Origin of the sequence: Paenibacillus sp. 79R4 (genome assembly GCF_013393165.1) — a bacterium.
Lineage (GTDB): Bacteria > Bacillota > Bacilli > Paenibacillales > Paenibacillaceae > Fontibacillus.
This window is the reverse complement of the sequence record NZ_QJOT01000008.1, coordinates 96087-110385: the sequence shown is the minus strand read 5'-3', so window position 1 is coordinate 110385 and position 14299 is coordinate 96087. Positions and strand designations below refer to the sequence as shown.

Here is a 14299-nt window from a genome sequence, read left to right as displayed (position 1 = left end):
AGAGGTTGAAATGTCATTTTCCATGGAAGTAGTCAGCCCGGAGGAATTGAAGAACGCAATTGAAGAACAGGTCAAACCGGAGCCGGAGGAAGTAACAGAGCTTAAAGTGCTGGCAACAAATAACGTGTCGGCGATTCTCGACCTTGATTTGGACTCCTTAGAGAAGCGGAAGGAGATTCTGCAATCCATCGATACCTTCGGTATAAATACGATGAGAACCTCTTCGGAGAAAAATGCATTGCTGCATGTATCCGTAGGGAACCTGTCCAAGACCGGCGATGAGGGCGGCCAGGTAGCCAAGGGCTTAACCGAACTGCAGCTGCAGCTCAAAGATTTGGACCCGAGCGCCATCGATTTTGCCAAGAGCGGTATTCTCGGCATGTTCTTTAACCCGCTGCGAGCCTATTTCGCCAAATTTCAAAGAGCTGACTCCGTCATCTCCGATATCATTGTCTCCCTGGAAAAGGGCAAGACCATCCTGAAGAACGACAATACGACGCTGGAATTCGAACAACAGGCATTAAGAGAACTGACCAAGAAGCTGCAAAAAGAAATTCAACTCGGCTCATACATGGATCAGGAGATCGAAACCCAGCTCGAAGCGGCAAAAGCACGCATGGAATCGGAAGAGAAAATTCGCTTCATTACCGAGGAAGTCTTATTCCCACTACGCCAGCGCTTAATGGACCTGCAGCAGATGCTGGTCGTCAATCAGCAAGGCATTATGGCGATCGAGGTTGTCATCCGAAACAATAAGGAATTGATCCGCGGCGTAGATAGAGCGCGTAATGTGACAGTATCGGCCCTGAAAATATCCGTTACGGTTGCAAGCGCCCTCTATAACCAGCGCATCGTGTTGAAGAAGATCGAACTGCTTAATGAGACGACTAATAATTTGATCAGCGGCACCTCCAAAATGCTGAAGGATCAGGGGGCAGCCATCCAGAAGCAGGCGCTGGAATCGTCGATTTCCGTGGATACGCTTAAGCAGGCCTTCACGGATGTGATTGAAGCCTTTGATTCGATCAGTACCTACAAGCAGGAGGCGCTTCCTAAAATGCGGGATACGATCATCCAATTCAGGGAATTGGCAGAGACCGGCGAGCAGCAGATCCGGCGCCTTGAAAAGGGTAAAGCATTGGGACTATAAGAAGCAGGGTCAAAACGTTAAATATAGAAAGAAGCTGCACCTATAAGGCGCAGCTTCTTCTTTTTCATGATCGGATCTTTAGTTCTGCTCAGCGACCGCCTTGTATGCCTTCAAATCGCTATACACTTCAACCTTGAGCGGATTGCGCTTATGCTTCGTAATTTTATAGATATGATAGATGAATACAGCAATATTCGCTGCCAGGGACAAACCGCTGACGACCCATAATGCCGTCTCGCTATGTGAAGATTGCACCGCGAACTTGGATTCACCTACAAATGCCGGAAAGGACATCGTGAACATCATCCAAATTGCCAGCGTCTGGGCGCGATGCTGCAGCCAGGCCCCCTTCTTGAAGAAGAATGCCGGAATCGTACAAGAGATAAGCAGGGCAGCACCGGCATAGAAAGAATGGTCGGATACGCAATTGTACACATAAGCGAAATTCCAGATATCATAGGCGATAATCCAGAACCAGAGCTGATCCGGCCAGACCATGTCTCGGGAGCGGCTTTTGCTGACTACAATGCCCATCCATCCGGAAATCGTAATAATATTCAGCAAGCCGGCGATGCCGTTCATGATGTTCCATGGACCGCCAATCATCATAACGCCATCTACCATTCCGTTCAGGCTATATACCTGAAAATCCCGAATAACGGCTTCAAGAATGTTTATCGCTAGAATAATCGCCGGGAACATCAGCATGTATTTATTTTTGTCCATCCCCTTCATGAATCTTAAAGCCATAAATCCTAGACAACCAGCAAGCGCTGAATAGACCTTAACCCAGTGGAACCAGGTGCCCACGCTTGAACCTTCCCCCGCCGTGTTTGGCCATACCGCAATCGTCAGCACAACTGGCAGCACCAGGAAGAGAGCCAGAGAAACCCATTTACTCATTCGCGCCAGTTCATTTACCAGCATCAAGCCGGCAAGCACAACAAACCACATCACGATAGAATACCAAGGCATTGCCTCAAATAGGAACATTGTATTAGCCTCCTCTTTCATCGATGTATTCGCTTCTCGCTTTGAATATATCGATTCATGACCAAGCTATCAAATCCCGAGAAGGCCCGTCCTTATAGGCTTCGTAGACATTACTTTGGAGATAGGTTAACACTATGCTTATCCTTGCTTTTCCATTCTAAAATCCGTGTATAACGCGGGAAATTCATCATTTATCTGTAAACACGACTTGAAAGTAAAATATTCGCATAATTCGACAATTAACGACTAGTTCAAAAATAACGGTCCACTAGTGCTTTAGCATAACGGATACAATTTTCAAGCGTCGGAAAGTTCATAATTTCGCCTGCAAAATAAATGCCATACTTCCCCTGCATACTTTCAAGCCGCTCATAAAACCCGCTCTCCAGCGCCGCTGTATCCACATGCGGAAAGTGATTCCACCGTTTCATCATATACAGCCGGATATTCTCACCGCCAAGCCCTGCCAGTGTAGACTCGATATTTTCACGCATTTCCGCGTCACTCATGCCCTCATTCTCTGCTACATAAACCGTGATCAGATCGGTCTCGGCCAGGTCTGCCCATCTGTAATACCACGCCATCATTTGCCCTCTGGACCCAAGTCCCATATTGCCGGGAATGTATCCGGAGAGCTTGGGCATATGATCTACCCTGTAGGCATAGACGCGAAATTTCTCGTCCCTGATACTCTTGAACAGCTCCCCTTCCTCGCGGGTTAACTCGGTTCTATGGGCAAAGTCCTGCAGGGGAGCGGTATAGATCACTTTATCAAAAAATAGCGGCCCTTGATTTGTCTCCACTCTAACCCTGCCCGTATCCTCCTTGCGAATTTGCTGTACCTCACAGGTCAATCTCAGATCAGAGACCCGGTCTGCCATTCTTCGCGTCAGCTCGGTGACACCGTTCGGCCAGGAGATCATATGCGTAATCTCAATAAATGACACCAAATTATCGTAATTGAGCAGCTTCAAGACGTATACCGCCGGTACATCATCTATATTGCCGAAGCCGAAGGCGCAAAAATAATGCATAAATACTTGCCTTAGCACAGTTAGCCCATTCTCATTGCACCAGGTAGAGAACGGCTTGCATAGTTCGGGTAGCATTGGCTTGAACCCAGGTTCTCTGACAGCTTCATAGCGGCTCATCAGCGCTGGCAGACGTTTGAACTCACGAGCGAAATCAGGCATCTGCTCGATAGGAATCTGCGAGATTTTGCCTCCATGCGGGTGGAAGAAACCTCTGTCTAACAGCGGCCCCTTCTCCAGCAGATCAAATCTCTTCATATACTCCATCGTCTTTCCGTAGGATGGCAAGCCGATCAAAGCGCCCATCTCATAGGTCCGACCTTTATATTCAATGGAGCAGCATTTGCCGCCCACCCGGTCAGCCTGCTCCATAACGGTGACGGAGCGATACCCCCTTAATTCCAGCTCATAAGCTAGGGATAATCCGGAGATGCCCGCCCCAACAATTCCGATATGCCCTTCTCTTCCCGCCAAAATAACTCATCTCCTCGTATACAGCCATAATGGCAGCGGCTCCTGTATTCCTCTGGAGTCCAGCACAATATCCGAAGGAATTTTGCCCCTGTTTCCCCCCTCTTCCAGAGGGCGAACGTAGTTATAGTGCTTCATATACTGATCAAGACACTGTTCGAGCGAATCGAAGGAAGATGGGCTTCCTTCATGCCAAAGCGGCTGGTAGAACCGGTTCATCAATACGCCTGTGAACTCATGCAAGGGCTGGAATACTTCGGAATGATCGGCACTATACGCTATGAAATGAATGTCATGCTTATGTAAATAATCCGTATACTTATGCGTCCCCCGCTCCCAGGCGGTTGAAAATTCCTGGCTCTTATTCGTGACCAGGTGGTCTATCTTCAGATGAAAGGTTCGAAGCAGCGGCATAATCCTGAAGCGCATGAAATCGATCAGGTTGATCGACGACCTCTGATTGTACAGCTTAACGAGAGCCAGTCTGGAGTAAGAATCAAGAATAATATATTGATATACTCTCCCCACCTCCGGGAATTTGCCCAAATATTGAATGGTCTGCAGGCAGATATATCCGGGATAAGCATGCTCCGCATCTTCCATTCGGTAATCCAGCTGAGGATGCCTCTCACCCTTGGGCCGCATTGAATGAAGCTGTCGGTTGTCCGCGCTTTGACCGGAATCAGATCTTCGGCCACGGCTTCCCTTCCGGCTCTTGATCTCTTCAGCAAATTTCTCTCGTTCCCCCCTGCGGCTGAGTCCATGTCTGCGCAGCACATTATATATTCCCGATTCTCCCGTACGGATGCCTTCTTCCTGCAGCTCATAATAAATTCGTCTTGGCCCATCCTCCGGGGAGCGCACCACATATTGCAGAATCATCCGCTCTGTCCTGCGATCCACCTGATTTGGCATCACCGGCAGGCGCGGCTTCTCGCTCAGACCGGCCATACCCTGACGGATATAAGCATGGTACCAGCGATAGTACAGCGTCCGGGAAATGCCAAATTCCTTGCAGGTCTCCGCCACATTGCCGCTGCGCATCCCCTGCATAATAATCCGGTACTTCTGCTGCTCATTCATTTCCATCCCTCCCTACCGTTCCCATTCCTTCTGCCTCTCTTCTTGAGTATATGAAATAAAGGGCTTACACACCGTGAAATGAATTACAGCCGCTCCATGCGAGAAAACTGCACAGAGCGGCTGTATATAAATCTGCTATCGCTTTTATATCGCTTTATTTAACGAGATGAAATCCGGCTTGCCTAGTATCACGACTGTTTGGCCCAACGAAGACTTCGAACTTTCCAGCATCACTGGTGAAGGACAGATCGCTATGATAATAGCGAAGCTGCTCCTCGCCAAGCTCGAATACAACCTGTGCCGCTTCCCCTGGAGCCAGTTCAATCTTGCGGAAATCCTTAAGCTCTTTCATAGGCCGCACTACTTCACCGGAAATATCACGGACATAGAGCTGAACCGTCTCGATCCCTGTCACTTCGCCGATATTGCGAACTTCTATGGACACTTTAATAGCTGCCTCCGACGTCATCTTTTCAGAAGACAATTCCAGCGAACCATATTCAAATGTCGTATAGCTTAATCCGTAGCCAAAAGGCAGTAGTGGCGCATTAGGAATATCTAAATATTTGGACACATACTGCTCATTCGTATCCTCCGCAGGTTTCGGACGACCGGTATTATAGTGATTATAATAAACCGGAACTTGTCCAACCGCATAAGGGAATGACATCGTCAGTTTCCCGGAAGGGTTGACTCCCCCATACAATAGATCGGCGATGGCTGCGCCCCCTTCACTGCCCGGGAACCAGGCCTCGAGCACAGCATCCGCTTGATCTATAACCCCGTGCAGGTCGAGTGGACGACCATTAAACAGCACGACAGCAAGCGGCTTCCCAAGACGCTTCATCCCTTGAATAAGCTCAAGCTGAGCCTTCGGAAGCTGGATATCGCTGCGGCTGCTTGCCTCGCCGCTCATTGCAGAGGCTTCGCCCAGGGCCAGGACGATCACATCAGCCTCTTGCGCTGCGGCCTGGGCTTGCTGCAGCTGCTGCTCACTGATGGACATGATATCGCTGCCCTCCGCGAGGGCAATCTGATCCGCACCAGCCAGCTTCTGCATGGCCGTACCTAATTGCACCGCCGTCTCCCGCGACCCCGCCCAGGACCAGGAGCCCAGGATGTCTCCGCTCTGGGCGAATGGCCCGATAACCGCGATCTTCTGCTCACGGCGCAGCGGCAGTACCCCTTCATTTTTAAGCAGAACACAGGACTTCGCAGCCAGCTCCTGCGCAATCCGGCGGTGCTCATCACAGTATACAACTTCCCGCGCTGCCTCGGGATCAGCGCCGCGGAGCGGGTTGTCAAACAGTCCCAGCTTCTCCTTTAGCTCCAGAATGCGCGTAACCGCTTCATCAACCAGCGCCTCATCAACCAATCCTTCTGCCACCAACTGCGGAATGTGATGTACATAGGCCGGCGTCATCATTTCAATATCAACTCCGGCGATGACTGCCTTCAGTGCTGCTTCGCGCTCATCCTCGGCTACGCCGTGGGGAATCAGCTCTCCGATCGCCCCCCAGTCCGATATAAGCACTCCATCAAAGCCCCACTCGCCGCGCAGCAGATCACGCATTAATTTGCGGTTGCCGCTTGCTGGAATGCTGTCGATCGTATTGAACGACGTCATCACCATCTCACAGCCTTCCTCCAGCGCTGCTTTATAGGCTGGCAAATAATACTCACGCAAACTACGTTCAGACAGATCAACCGTGTTATAATCCCGGCCGCCCTCAGCCAGTCCATAAGCGGCGAAATGCTTCACACAAGCAGCGACACGATCAACTTCATGCGTCAAATCCTCTCCTTGGAATCCACGAACCATCGCCCTTGCAAAGAGAGCATTCAAATAAGGGTCTTCGCCCGTCGACTCCATCACCCGACCCCATCGTGGATCACGGACGAGGTCCGCCATCGGGGCGAACGTCACATGCAAGCCTGACACCGCCGACTCCCTGGCCGCTACCTCAGCACTTCTCTCCGCCAGCTCTAAATCCCAGGAACTGCCCATCGCTAACGGAATCGGGAAGATCGTCTTAAATCCATGAATAATATCCGCCATGAACAGAAGCGGAATTCCGAGTCTGTTCATGGCTAAATAAGCTTGCTGTATTTGAATAATCTTCTCAGGATCCGAGATGCCCAGCACTGATCCGGCATAATTAACCTCTGTCTCGCCAATGCCCAGCGATTCCATCGGTCCGGTAATCTGCCCATCTCCGTCTTCATAGAAAGTAGCTGCGAGTTGCAATAGCTGGGCCGCCTTCTCCTCCAGCGTCATCTCCTTCACTAATTGACTAATACGTTGACTTGTCACGGATGAATTCCTCCACTCATTGCGAATCGTTTTGATTTATTAATATCTTTATAAATTCATGTTCTACATTAATAAGTTACCACTAAAATCGAAACGTTTCGAGAGAAAATTTGAATTCTCCATAAATAATCGTTTTTAGCTTGCCTGGAGCCGAAATGTCGCATGAGCCAGCTACCATTTGAGCGTACGCCTTCGAAATTTACGATGTACGACTCATCACCTTAGCCTTATCGTCATTCCGGCAACGAAAATTTCAAGCCCATTTCGCTAGCCAGTAGTTATACTATACGGAACTATTATGCTTCGCCGGTGCAGAGACAGATTGACGCTCGATGATTTGAACATTTAGCTTATAGGACTCATTCACGCTCTCACCGTTCAGCATTTGAAACAGCAAATGACCCGCTAATGAACCGGACTCATACATTGGCTGACGTATAGTAGTAAGCGGCGGCCGAATAAATTCCGTCAATTCGATGTCATCAAATCCAATAATGGATATATCCTCCGGCACCCTTATTCCACTTTCTTCGAAAGCCTTAAGTCCGCCAATCGCCATCTCATCATTTCCATAGAATATGGCTGTTGGCAGTTCCCCCTGCATCAACATCATCTTCGTCGCCCTATATCCGCCGTCCCGAATGAATCCCCCGCTAAGCCGCCACTTAGCCTGCTCCTCAAGCCCGGCCTCCTTCATAGCTCGCAGGAACCCTTGGTACCGAAGCGAATTCGCAAAAGAATTCGAAGGACCGCTGATATAAGCAACCTTTCGATGCCCCTTATTGATTAAGTAGCGAGTTGCCTCATATCCTCCGGACTCTCCATCCACAATAATGCTGACCAAACCTTCACCTGAGATGACCCGATCCATTGCAATAATTGGGAAATTGGGTCCAGCTGAAGCCTGTAATACTTCATCAGTCATGTTATAAGCCAGCACGACGGCTCCATCCACCCTTTTCTCACGTAAAAAACGAACCGCCGTTGAGTCTCTTTCTCCGATTGAGCTGCAAGCGATCAGATCGTAACCGTTGGATAAGGCTACCTCCTGAACACTTCGGATCAGCTCCGAGTAGAAAGGACCCGACAAGTCCGCCAGAATCAGAGCAATGGTATTCGTGCGGCTACGCTTTAAATCCATGGCAAAACCGTTCTTGTGATAATTCAGCTGCCTTGCCGCTTCAATGACTTTCTCCCGGGTCTTAGCGCTGACTCTATGATCTCCACTCAGCGCATAAGAAGCGGTTGACAATGCAACCCCCGCTAATTTCGCCACATCCTTAATTGTAGCCATTCTATTCCATCCATCCCCTTCATTAACTATAAATACGAGTGCAAAAAGTTCGACTTTCAGTACCGCAGCATATGCTTCCGACATGCGTTTTTCCAAAATGCTTCCGCTCAACGAAGCCAGGGACCGAGGAGCTGGGCGAAACCTGCGTGAACATATGAGAGGTCTCAAGTAATCCCCTTCGTCAACACAGTTCCGCCCGGGATGAATCCTGCGTGAACACCTGAAATGTCTTCAGTAGCCCCCTTCATCAACACGGTTCTGCCCGGGATGAATCCTGCGTGAAACTCCTGAGATGTCTTCAGTAGTCCCCTTCATCAACACGGTTCTGGCCGGGATGAATCCTGCGTGAACTCCTGAAATGTCTTCAGTAGTCCCCTTCATCAACACGGTTCTGCCCGGGATGAATCCTGCGTGAACTCCTGAGAGGTCTTCAGTAGTCCCCTTCATCAACACGGTTCCGCCCGGGATGAATCCTGCGTGAGCATTTAAGATGTTTTCATAGGAAACAGGTATTCGCAAGCATATGCTTAGGCGGGCCCTCAGGCTGAATTTAAAATCCGGCGCCGAATCAGCTCTCAGAGTTACTTCGTGATCAAAAGCGAACAACCTTTATAAACTCCATTATAGTTATTTCATCTCTAGGTTCATATATCCTTTAATGATAAATTATAGAGACAATAATAAAAGAGGATGACCGGCATCCTCGGTAGCAGGCGCCGGCCATCTGAAGCAAATATTTATCTATAGTTCCATCATAAACTCAGCGGTATTTTCCGCCATTGCCTGCTCCAGTCTCTGTCTTAGATGAATGAGCCATGAAGGCTCATGATCCCAACGTTCCGCAGTGGAACTTAGCAAGCGGACATAACTATACAAGTTAGCAAATCTCCGGCATGCGGGGAGCAAAGCAGTAAAATCCGGAAGCTCATATTCTTCAGTGTATCCTGCCAAAATGCGCTGCTTCTTACGCTCAAATTCTATAGGAAGGGTGCACTCTTTAAGGCCTGCTCAATATCCATCGCATACCAATGATACATCGCGTCATCAAAATCAATCGCATAACATTCCTCAGAAGTAGAATCATAGAAATCATTATCATATTCGAAGTCATAATGGATCAATCCAAAATTTACCTTAGTCGCAGGCATGGCCGCGAAATAATCCCGCAGCAGTCTGGCCTCCGCCAATGCGGCGCCGTGCTGCTCGTACTGCTTGTGGTACTTGTGCTGTTCGTACTGTTCATACTCATCGCGCTGCTCGTGCTCCAGGTAATTTAATAGTTGCTCCTCTATCCCGTCGAGGCAATCCAGATATGACCATCTTCGGGCCTGCATCGGTGTGTATTGACTCGATAAATGATGCAACCTGCCCAGCGCTTGACCCTAACGATTAATAATCGAATCATTACAGTCGATGTTGCCGATCGGGTTCCCGGGCACGCGGTTGAATACCAAGGCATAGTATGCTCCCCACGGCGTCCCAACCTTGATTAAATACTGGCCGCTCTTGCTCTCCACAACCTCCAATCGGAAAGCCATTCGTACGCAAATACGAAATAAATTCGAGCTCCGTCTCCAAATTCTGCTTACTCTTCTCCTTCACTGGCGCAAATCTGAGCAATCTTATCTTCCCTTTATATCGAAATGGATATATCGCATTAGAGGAAATCCTGTAGAACTGGAACATTTCCAGCGAATCCTCATCATACGTCCAATTTTTCACGATCATCTCCGCTAAATCTTCATTGTTGAACAGAAACTTCAATTTCAGCAACGCTTCAGTTCCTTTTTTAAGTAACTTAAAAACAGACACACAATAGCCCCTCACACACGTATAAAAGGCCATGGACCTCTTTTGCACCGCGCCCCAACTCCCAGTGTGCAGCACTTTGCTGCATGACGGCGGTTGGTTGAACCCGATGCGGCACAGCTGTCCACAGCCCTATTTAGCCTAATAATAGTAGAAGTACACCTTAACATATACAATAGAAAAATTAGCCGGGCGTTTCATACCGATCACTCCCTCCGTATCAAGCTAACTCCATCTTAGTCCTGACGGCTTACGCAGGGCGATTCCCAGATTGATTTAAAGTATTTTATCCCGCCGCAAAGCACCGGTCGATCTCTAACGAAACTACTAATCGCTATTTCCCCTTAATCGGCAGTAAAATAATTCTAACGAAACTACGGATCGTTATTTGAGGAAAATAGGAGGCATATGCTCAAATTTGGCTCCAATAGCGATATCCTGTTTCGTTAGATTTTACAGCAGCTCTTTTTGACCCAAATAGCGATATCCTGTTTCGTTAGATTTTACAGCAGCTCTTTTTGACCCAAATAGCGATACCCTGTTTCGTTAAAATGTATTTATTGGCCCAACCGATTTCTAACGAAACTACAGATCGCTATTTCCCCTTAATCGGCAGCAAAATAATTCTAACGAAACTACGGATCGTTATTTAGGGAAAATAAGGGGTGTATGCTCAAATTTGGCTCCAATAGCGATATCCTGTTTCGTTAGATTTTACAGCGGCTCTTTTTGACCCAAATAGCGATACCCTGTTTCGTTAGAAAGAATTGGCAGCAGCTTCAGCAAACCCAAGACCTGCATTTTGCCGATTGATCCACAAAGCTCGATAGTTGCGCTATCTTCAGGTTCATCACAATGAGCATGGTTGGCATAAAGAGACATCTCAATTCTATCCCGCTACCTAAACATCCAAACCAGCAACCCCACGATCGTTCTCCATAATCCTGGATATTCCTGATAGATCAACGACCTGACATCGTCGGCATAAATATCGCTAAGTTGACCCTCCTGCGCAATCAAAGTATAGGCTCCCCTCACAGTATCGCCGATAGCTATGTGCCCACTGGCATATCCCCCAATAGCAACCCGGGAAGCGATCGCAGCCCCGCCGAGCGAGAACATTCCCAAAGCCAGGCCTCCAAGGGCAAAAATGCCGAGAGCCAATCCGCCTATTGCAATCGTCCCGATTGCGCCTCCTCCGATAGCTAGCAGCAAGCCGAACGAAAACCCCGCCAATGAAATGAGGCCCGCTGACAAGACCCCGATGCTTATACCTCCCAGAGCAAGAAGTCCCAACGATAGGGCGCCAATGGCAATATTCCCTACTGCAATGATCCCTTTGGCAACATGAAGCTTTCCACGGCCGTAATTAATATGAACTATCGGAACCCCGTAGAGTGTTGCCCTGCTCTTATATTCATAATGGTATGAATATCCTCTTACCCAGCGCATGCTTGAAGATACTCCCTCTTCCGGAACAGGTTTATAGTGCGGGGAAGCATTAGTTTCCTGAATACGGCTATCCTCCACAGCTACTCCCTTCACCAGATGATCAATGCTTACCTGAAACAGTTCGCTGAGCGCAATCATCTTCTCCATCTCAGGGTACGATTGACCCGATTCCCATTTGGACACGGCCTGTCTGGATACCCCGATTGCCTCCGCCAAATTTTCCTGCGACATTCCCCTCTGCTTCCTATAACTTTGCAATTTATCTGCAAAATCCATTATCCATCACCTCAACGCCATCATATAAAGTCAACGGGCCGCTAGCTACCAAGTTAAGCTGACAATATGTCAACCAGCGGTTGCATCCCTTATTCCACAAGCATATCAGGGCATAGGTCTCAGGGCTGTTAAGTAAATCCTGCAGAACGAAAACGAAAAAAGAATCACACGAACAAAAACAACCCGCAAACGGGCCGATCCTCCGGCTTCGCTTGCGGGTATCTTTAAATCATAGTCTTGAACCTAGTTACGGACGATATCGAAGCCCATCTATGACCTTGTTATCGGCGAGATAGCGATAGGCCTGTCTTTGATCTTGTTATCGGCGATACCAAAGCTCGTCTTCGACCTAATCACGGCGGTATTAAGGTCTCTCTTGAACCTGGCTATGGGTGATATCGAACCTATCTTTGACCTTATCACGGACGATATCGAAGCCCATCTATGACCTTGTTATCGGTGAGATAGCGATAGGCCTGTCTTTGATCTTGTTATTGGCGATACCAAAGCTCGTCTTCGACCTAGTCACGGCGGTATTAAGGTCACTCTTGGACCTGGCCATGGGTGATATCGAACCTACCTTTGACCTTATCATCGGCGATATCCAAGCCCATCTACAACTTAGTCTTAGACGGTATCAAGGCCCGTATCCCAGCCAGCGTACACCCCGACCCACCGCTTCCGGACTAGCGGAGCCTACCGTTAGGATAACACCTGATCGTTGCTTAATTTTCCTGAATCCACATATATCCGTAAGGGCCGAGCTCCAGCATGTCGCCGGTTTCCTTATTGGTTAGCAGATCCCTGCCTGATTTCGGGGCCTTTATCTGCACCGGTCTGCCCGTCACATTAATGATTGCCGTAACCGTGCAGCCTGTCTTGGCATTATTCCGGCGTACTGCAAATACCCGGCTGTCCAGCTCAAGAATTTCCTGGCTGGCATAAGGGGAGAATGCGCTGGCCTTTCTCCGGGCAGCAAGCATGGCTGTAATGCCGCTGAATATAGTACGTCGCCGCTCATCGCCAGTTAGTTCCGCGGTCAATCTTCCGGCATCCAGCTTCTCGCGGTTTATCCGACGATTAATGCCGCTCTCCTCCAATCCCTTATAATCATTAGAGGAGCCAAACAGAGAATGATAATAAATAGCAGGAACGCCAATGACCGAGCAAAGAATGCAGTGAGCGGCCAGCGCTTTTTGCGTGACAAGATGAATATTGTTTTTCTCTTCGGCATTGGCGAGCGCATCAATATAGTTGATATTTAGCTCGTATACCGATTTTGTGCCGTCAGGGTTATTTTTGTAGGAGATGCGCCCGCCGTTGGCAACCGTCTTCTCGGCCAGCAACTGTCGTTCTTGTTCATTCAGAATGCCTTCTGCGGGACGCATACCGATTCCGTCATGGGAAGCCAGAAAATTAAAATAGGTAGCGGTATCGGACACTCGCTTAATCCCTTTCGCCCATTGCGTCAGCTTTGTTGCATCCTCAACAGTGAGGGTAAACAAAACGAGCGGAGGCAGCGAAAACTGGTAGACCATGTTGGCCTCGTTCATGCCATCCCCAAAGTAACTGATGTTATCGGCGTGTGGAACATTCGTCTCGGTAATGATTTGAGTTCCTGGCTTAAAATAATCCAATAGCCGACGCCATGTAGAAATGATCGCATGTGTACGCGGCAAATGCATGCAGGTCGTTCCTGAATCCTTCCACAAGAAACCGATCGCATCCAGTCGAATAGCAGAGGCCCCGTGCCGGGCATAGTCCAGCAATATATCGCTCAATTCGCATAATACTGGAAAATGGCTCGCATTCAGATCCACCTGATCCTCGCTGAACGTAGTCCAGGCTGTTCGCTGTCCGCAGCTTCCTTCATATTCATGGAACAAGGGCGAGGTGCGGGGGCGGATTACCTGCGATACATCAAATTCTTCTTCCCTGGGAATAAAATAGTGCTCATACCGCTGATTTCCTCGAAGATAACCTTGAAACCACTCGCTTGATTTCGATACATGATTGGCGACAAAATCAAACATCAGTCGGTAATCATCCAGGAACCCGCCGATATCCTCCCAGCTTCCCAGGTCCGGATGAATCGCACGGTAATCTGTCACCGAAAACCCGTCGTCTGAAGTATACGGGAACATCGGAAGCAGGTGAATATCGGTGATTGCATCGCGGCCAACCTGCTCTTTGAGGAAGGTGTGCAGGGCGGCAAGCGGCGTCTTCCCCGGCATACGGATAGCATCTCCATAAGTAATCAGGAAGGCATTGCGCTCGCTCAGCTCCCCGCTTTGCCCGAAGTCAACGGATTCCCACCGTTCTACAAGCGAGAGCATCGCTTCATAGGCCGGCAAGCCCTGACTCTCCCCATAGATGAACAGCATTTTCTCTCGCAGGTCCTGCTTCAGCTCCTGTTTGTTCATACG

13 protein-coding genes are annotated in these 14299 nt (G+C 48.9%); 1 reads left to right on the top strand and 12 read right to left on the bottom strand.

All coding sequences use genetic code 11. From position 1 onward, the window contains the following. Positions 1–10 precede the first annotated feature (10 nt). Positions 11–1150, top strand: coding sequence for a toxic anion resistance protein (locus tag DMN77_RS13210; protein ID WP_068782633.1), 1140 nt, complete (start codon positions 11–13; stop codon positions 1148–1150). Between the two features lie 78 nt (positions 1151–1228). On the opposite strand, the gene DMN77_RS13205 is transcribed toward DMN77_RS13210, so the two are convergent. The 12 genes from DMN77_RS13205 to DMN77_RS13160 form a co-directional block, all read right to left on the bottom strand. Then, positions 1229–2143: a DUF5692 family protein gene (locus DMN77_RS13205; RefSeq protein WP_068782634.1), complete on the bottom strand. Its 915-nt coding sequence runs from the start codon at positions 2141–2143 to the stop codon at positions 1229–1231. A gap of 251 nt (positions 2144–2394) precedes the next feature. Continuing rightward, on the bottom strand, positions 2395–3648 hold the full coding sequence (locus DMN77_RS13200; RefSeq protein ID WP_179015372.1) for an FAD-dependent oxidoreductase: 1254 nt from the start codon (positions 3646–3648) through the stop codon (positions 2395–2397). A gap of 6 nt (positions 3649–3654) precedes the next feature. Continuing rightward, positions 3655–4728: a helix-turn-helix domain-containing protein gene (locus DMN77_RS13195; RefSeq protein ID WP_179015370.1), complete on the bottom strand. Its 1074-nt coding sequence runs from the start codon at positions 4726–4728 to the stop codon at positions 3655–3657. A 154-nt stretch (positions 4729–4882) separates the two neighbouring features. Next, on the bottom strand, positions 4883–7006 hold the full coding sequence (gene bglX, locus DMN77_RS13190) for a beta-glucosidase BglX (RefSeq protein ID WP_179015475.1): 2124 nt from the start codon (positions 7004–7006) through the stop codon (positions 4883–4885). Between the two features lie 319 nt (positions 7007–7325). Beyond that, on the bottom strand, positions 7326–8336 hold the full coding sequence (locus DMN77_RS13185) for a LacI family DNA-binding transcriptional regulator (RefSeq protein WP_068782709.1): 1011 nt from the start codon (positions 8334–8336) through the stop codon (positions 7326–7328). Positions 8337–8567: 231 nt separating this feature from the next. Beyond that, positions 8568–8942 carry a hypothetical protein gene (locus tag DMN77_RS13180; protein WP_179015369.1) on the bottom strand — a complete coding sequence of 125 codons (375 nt, stop codon included), beginning with the start codon at positions 8940–8942 and terminating at the stop codon, positions 8568–8570. Positions 8943–9077: 135 nt separating this feature from the next. Continuing rightward, positions 9078–9287: a hypothetical protein gene (locus tag DMN77_RS23930; protein ID WP_256872377.1), complete on the bottom strand. Its 210-nt coding sequence runs from the start codon at positions 9285–9287 to the stop codon at positions 9078–9080. A 26-nt stretch (positions 9288–9313) separates the two neighbouring features. Further along, positions 9314–9700 carry a phosphotransferase gene (locus DMN77_RS23925; protein ID WP_256872376.1) on the bottom strand — a complete coding sequence of 129 codons (387 nt, stop codon included), beginning with the start codon at positions 9698–9700 and terminating at the stop codon, positions 9314–9316. Between the two features lie 40 nt (positions 9701–9740). Next, the gene (locus DMN77_RS23920; RefSeq protein ID WP_256872375.1) at positions 9741–10148 is read right to left on the bottom strand and encodes a hypothetical protein; all 408 of its coding nucleotides are present in this window, start codon (positions 10146–10148) and stop codon (positions 9741–9743) included. A gap of 711 nt (positions 10149–10859) precedes the next feature. Next, entirely contained in the window at positions 10860–11027 is a 168-nt protein-coding gene (locus DMN77_RS13170; protein WP_157259366.1) for a hypothetical protein, read from the bottom strand. A 15-nt stretch (positions 11028–11042) separates the two neighbouring features. After that, positions 11043–11873, bottom strand: a complete 831-nt coding sequence (locus DMN77_RS13165; RefSeq protein WP_179015367.1) for a helix-turn-helix domain-containing protein — start codon at positions 11871–11873, stop codon at positions 11043–11045. Between the two features lie 725 nt (positions 11874–12598). Then, positions 12599–14296, bottom strand: coding sequence for an alpha-amylase family glycosyl hydrolase (locus DMN77_RS13160; RefSeq protein ID WP_179015365.1), 1698 nt, complete (start codon positions 14294–14296; stop codon positions 12599–12601). Between the last annotated feature and the right edge of the window lie 3 nt (positions 14297–14299).

What these genes read in the sequence shown, in the direction of transcription:
- DMN77_RS13210 (WP_068782633.1), top strand. Translation starts at nt 11, where the DNA reads ATGTCATTTTCCATGGAAGTAGTCAGCCCGGAGGAATTGAAGAACGCA.
- DMN77_RS13205 (WP_068782634.1), bottom strand. Translation starts at nt 2,143, where the DNA reads ATGTTCCTATTTGAGGCAATGCCTTGGTATTCTATCGTGATGTGGTTT.
- DMN77_RS13195 (WP_179015370.1), bottom strand. Translation starts at nt 4,728, where the DNA reads ATGAATGAGCAGCAGAAGTACCGGATTATTATGCAGGGGATGCGCAGC.
- bglX (WP_179015475.1), bottom strand. Translation starts at nt 7,006, where the DNA reads ATGACGCTGGAGGAGAAGGCGGCCCAGCTATTGCAACTCGCAGCTACT.
- DMN77_RS13185 (WP_068782709.1), bottom strand. Translation starts at nt 8,336, where the DNA reads ATGGCTACAATTAAGGATGTGGCGAAATTAGCGGGGGTTGCATTGTCA.
- DMN77_RS13170 (WP_157259366.1), bottom strand. Translation starts at nt 11,027, where the DNA reads ATGTCTCTTTATGCCAACCATGCTCATTGTGATGAACCTGAAGATAGC.
- DMN77_RS13165 (WP_179015367.1), bottom strand. Translation starts at nt 11,873, where the DNA reads ATGGATTTTGCAGATAAATTGCAAAGTTATAGGAAGCAGAGGGGAATG.
- DMN77_RS13160 (WP_179015365.1), bottom strand. Translation starts at nt 14,296, where the DNA reads ATGAACAAACAGGAGCTGAAGCAGGACCTGCGAGAGAAAATGCTGTTC.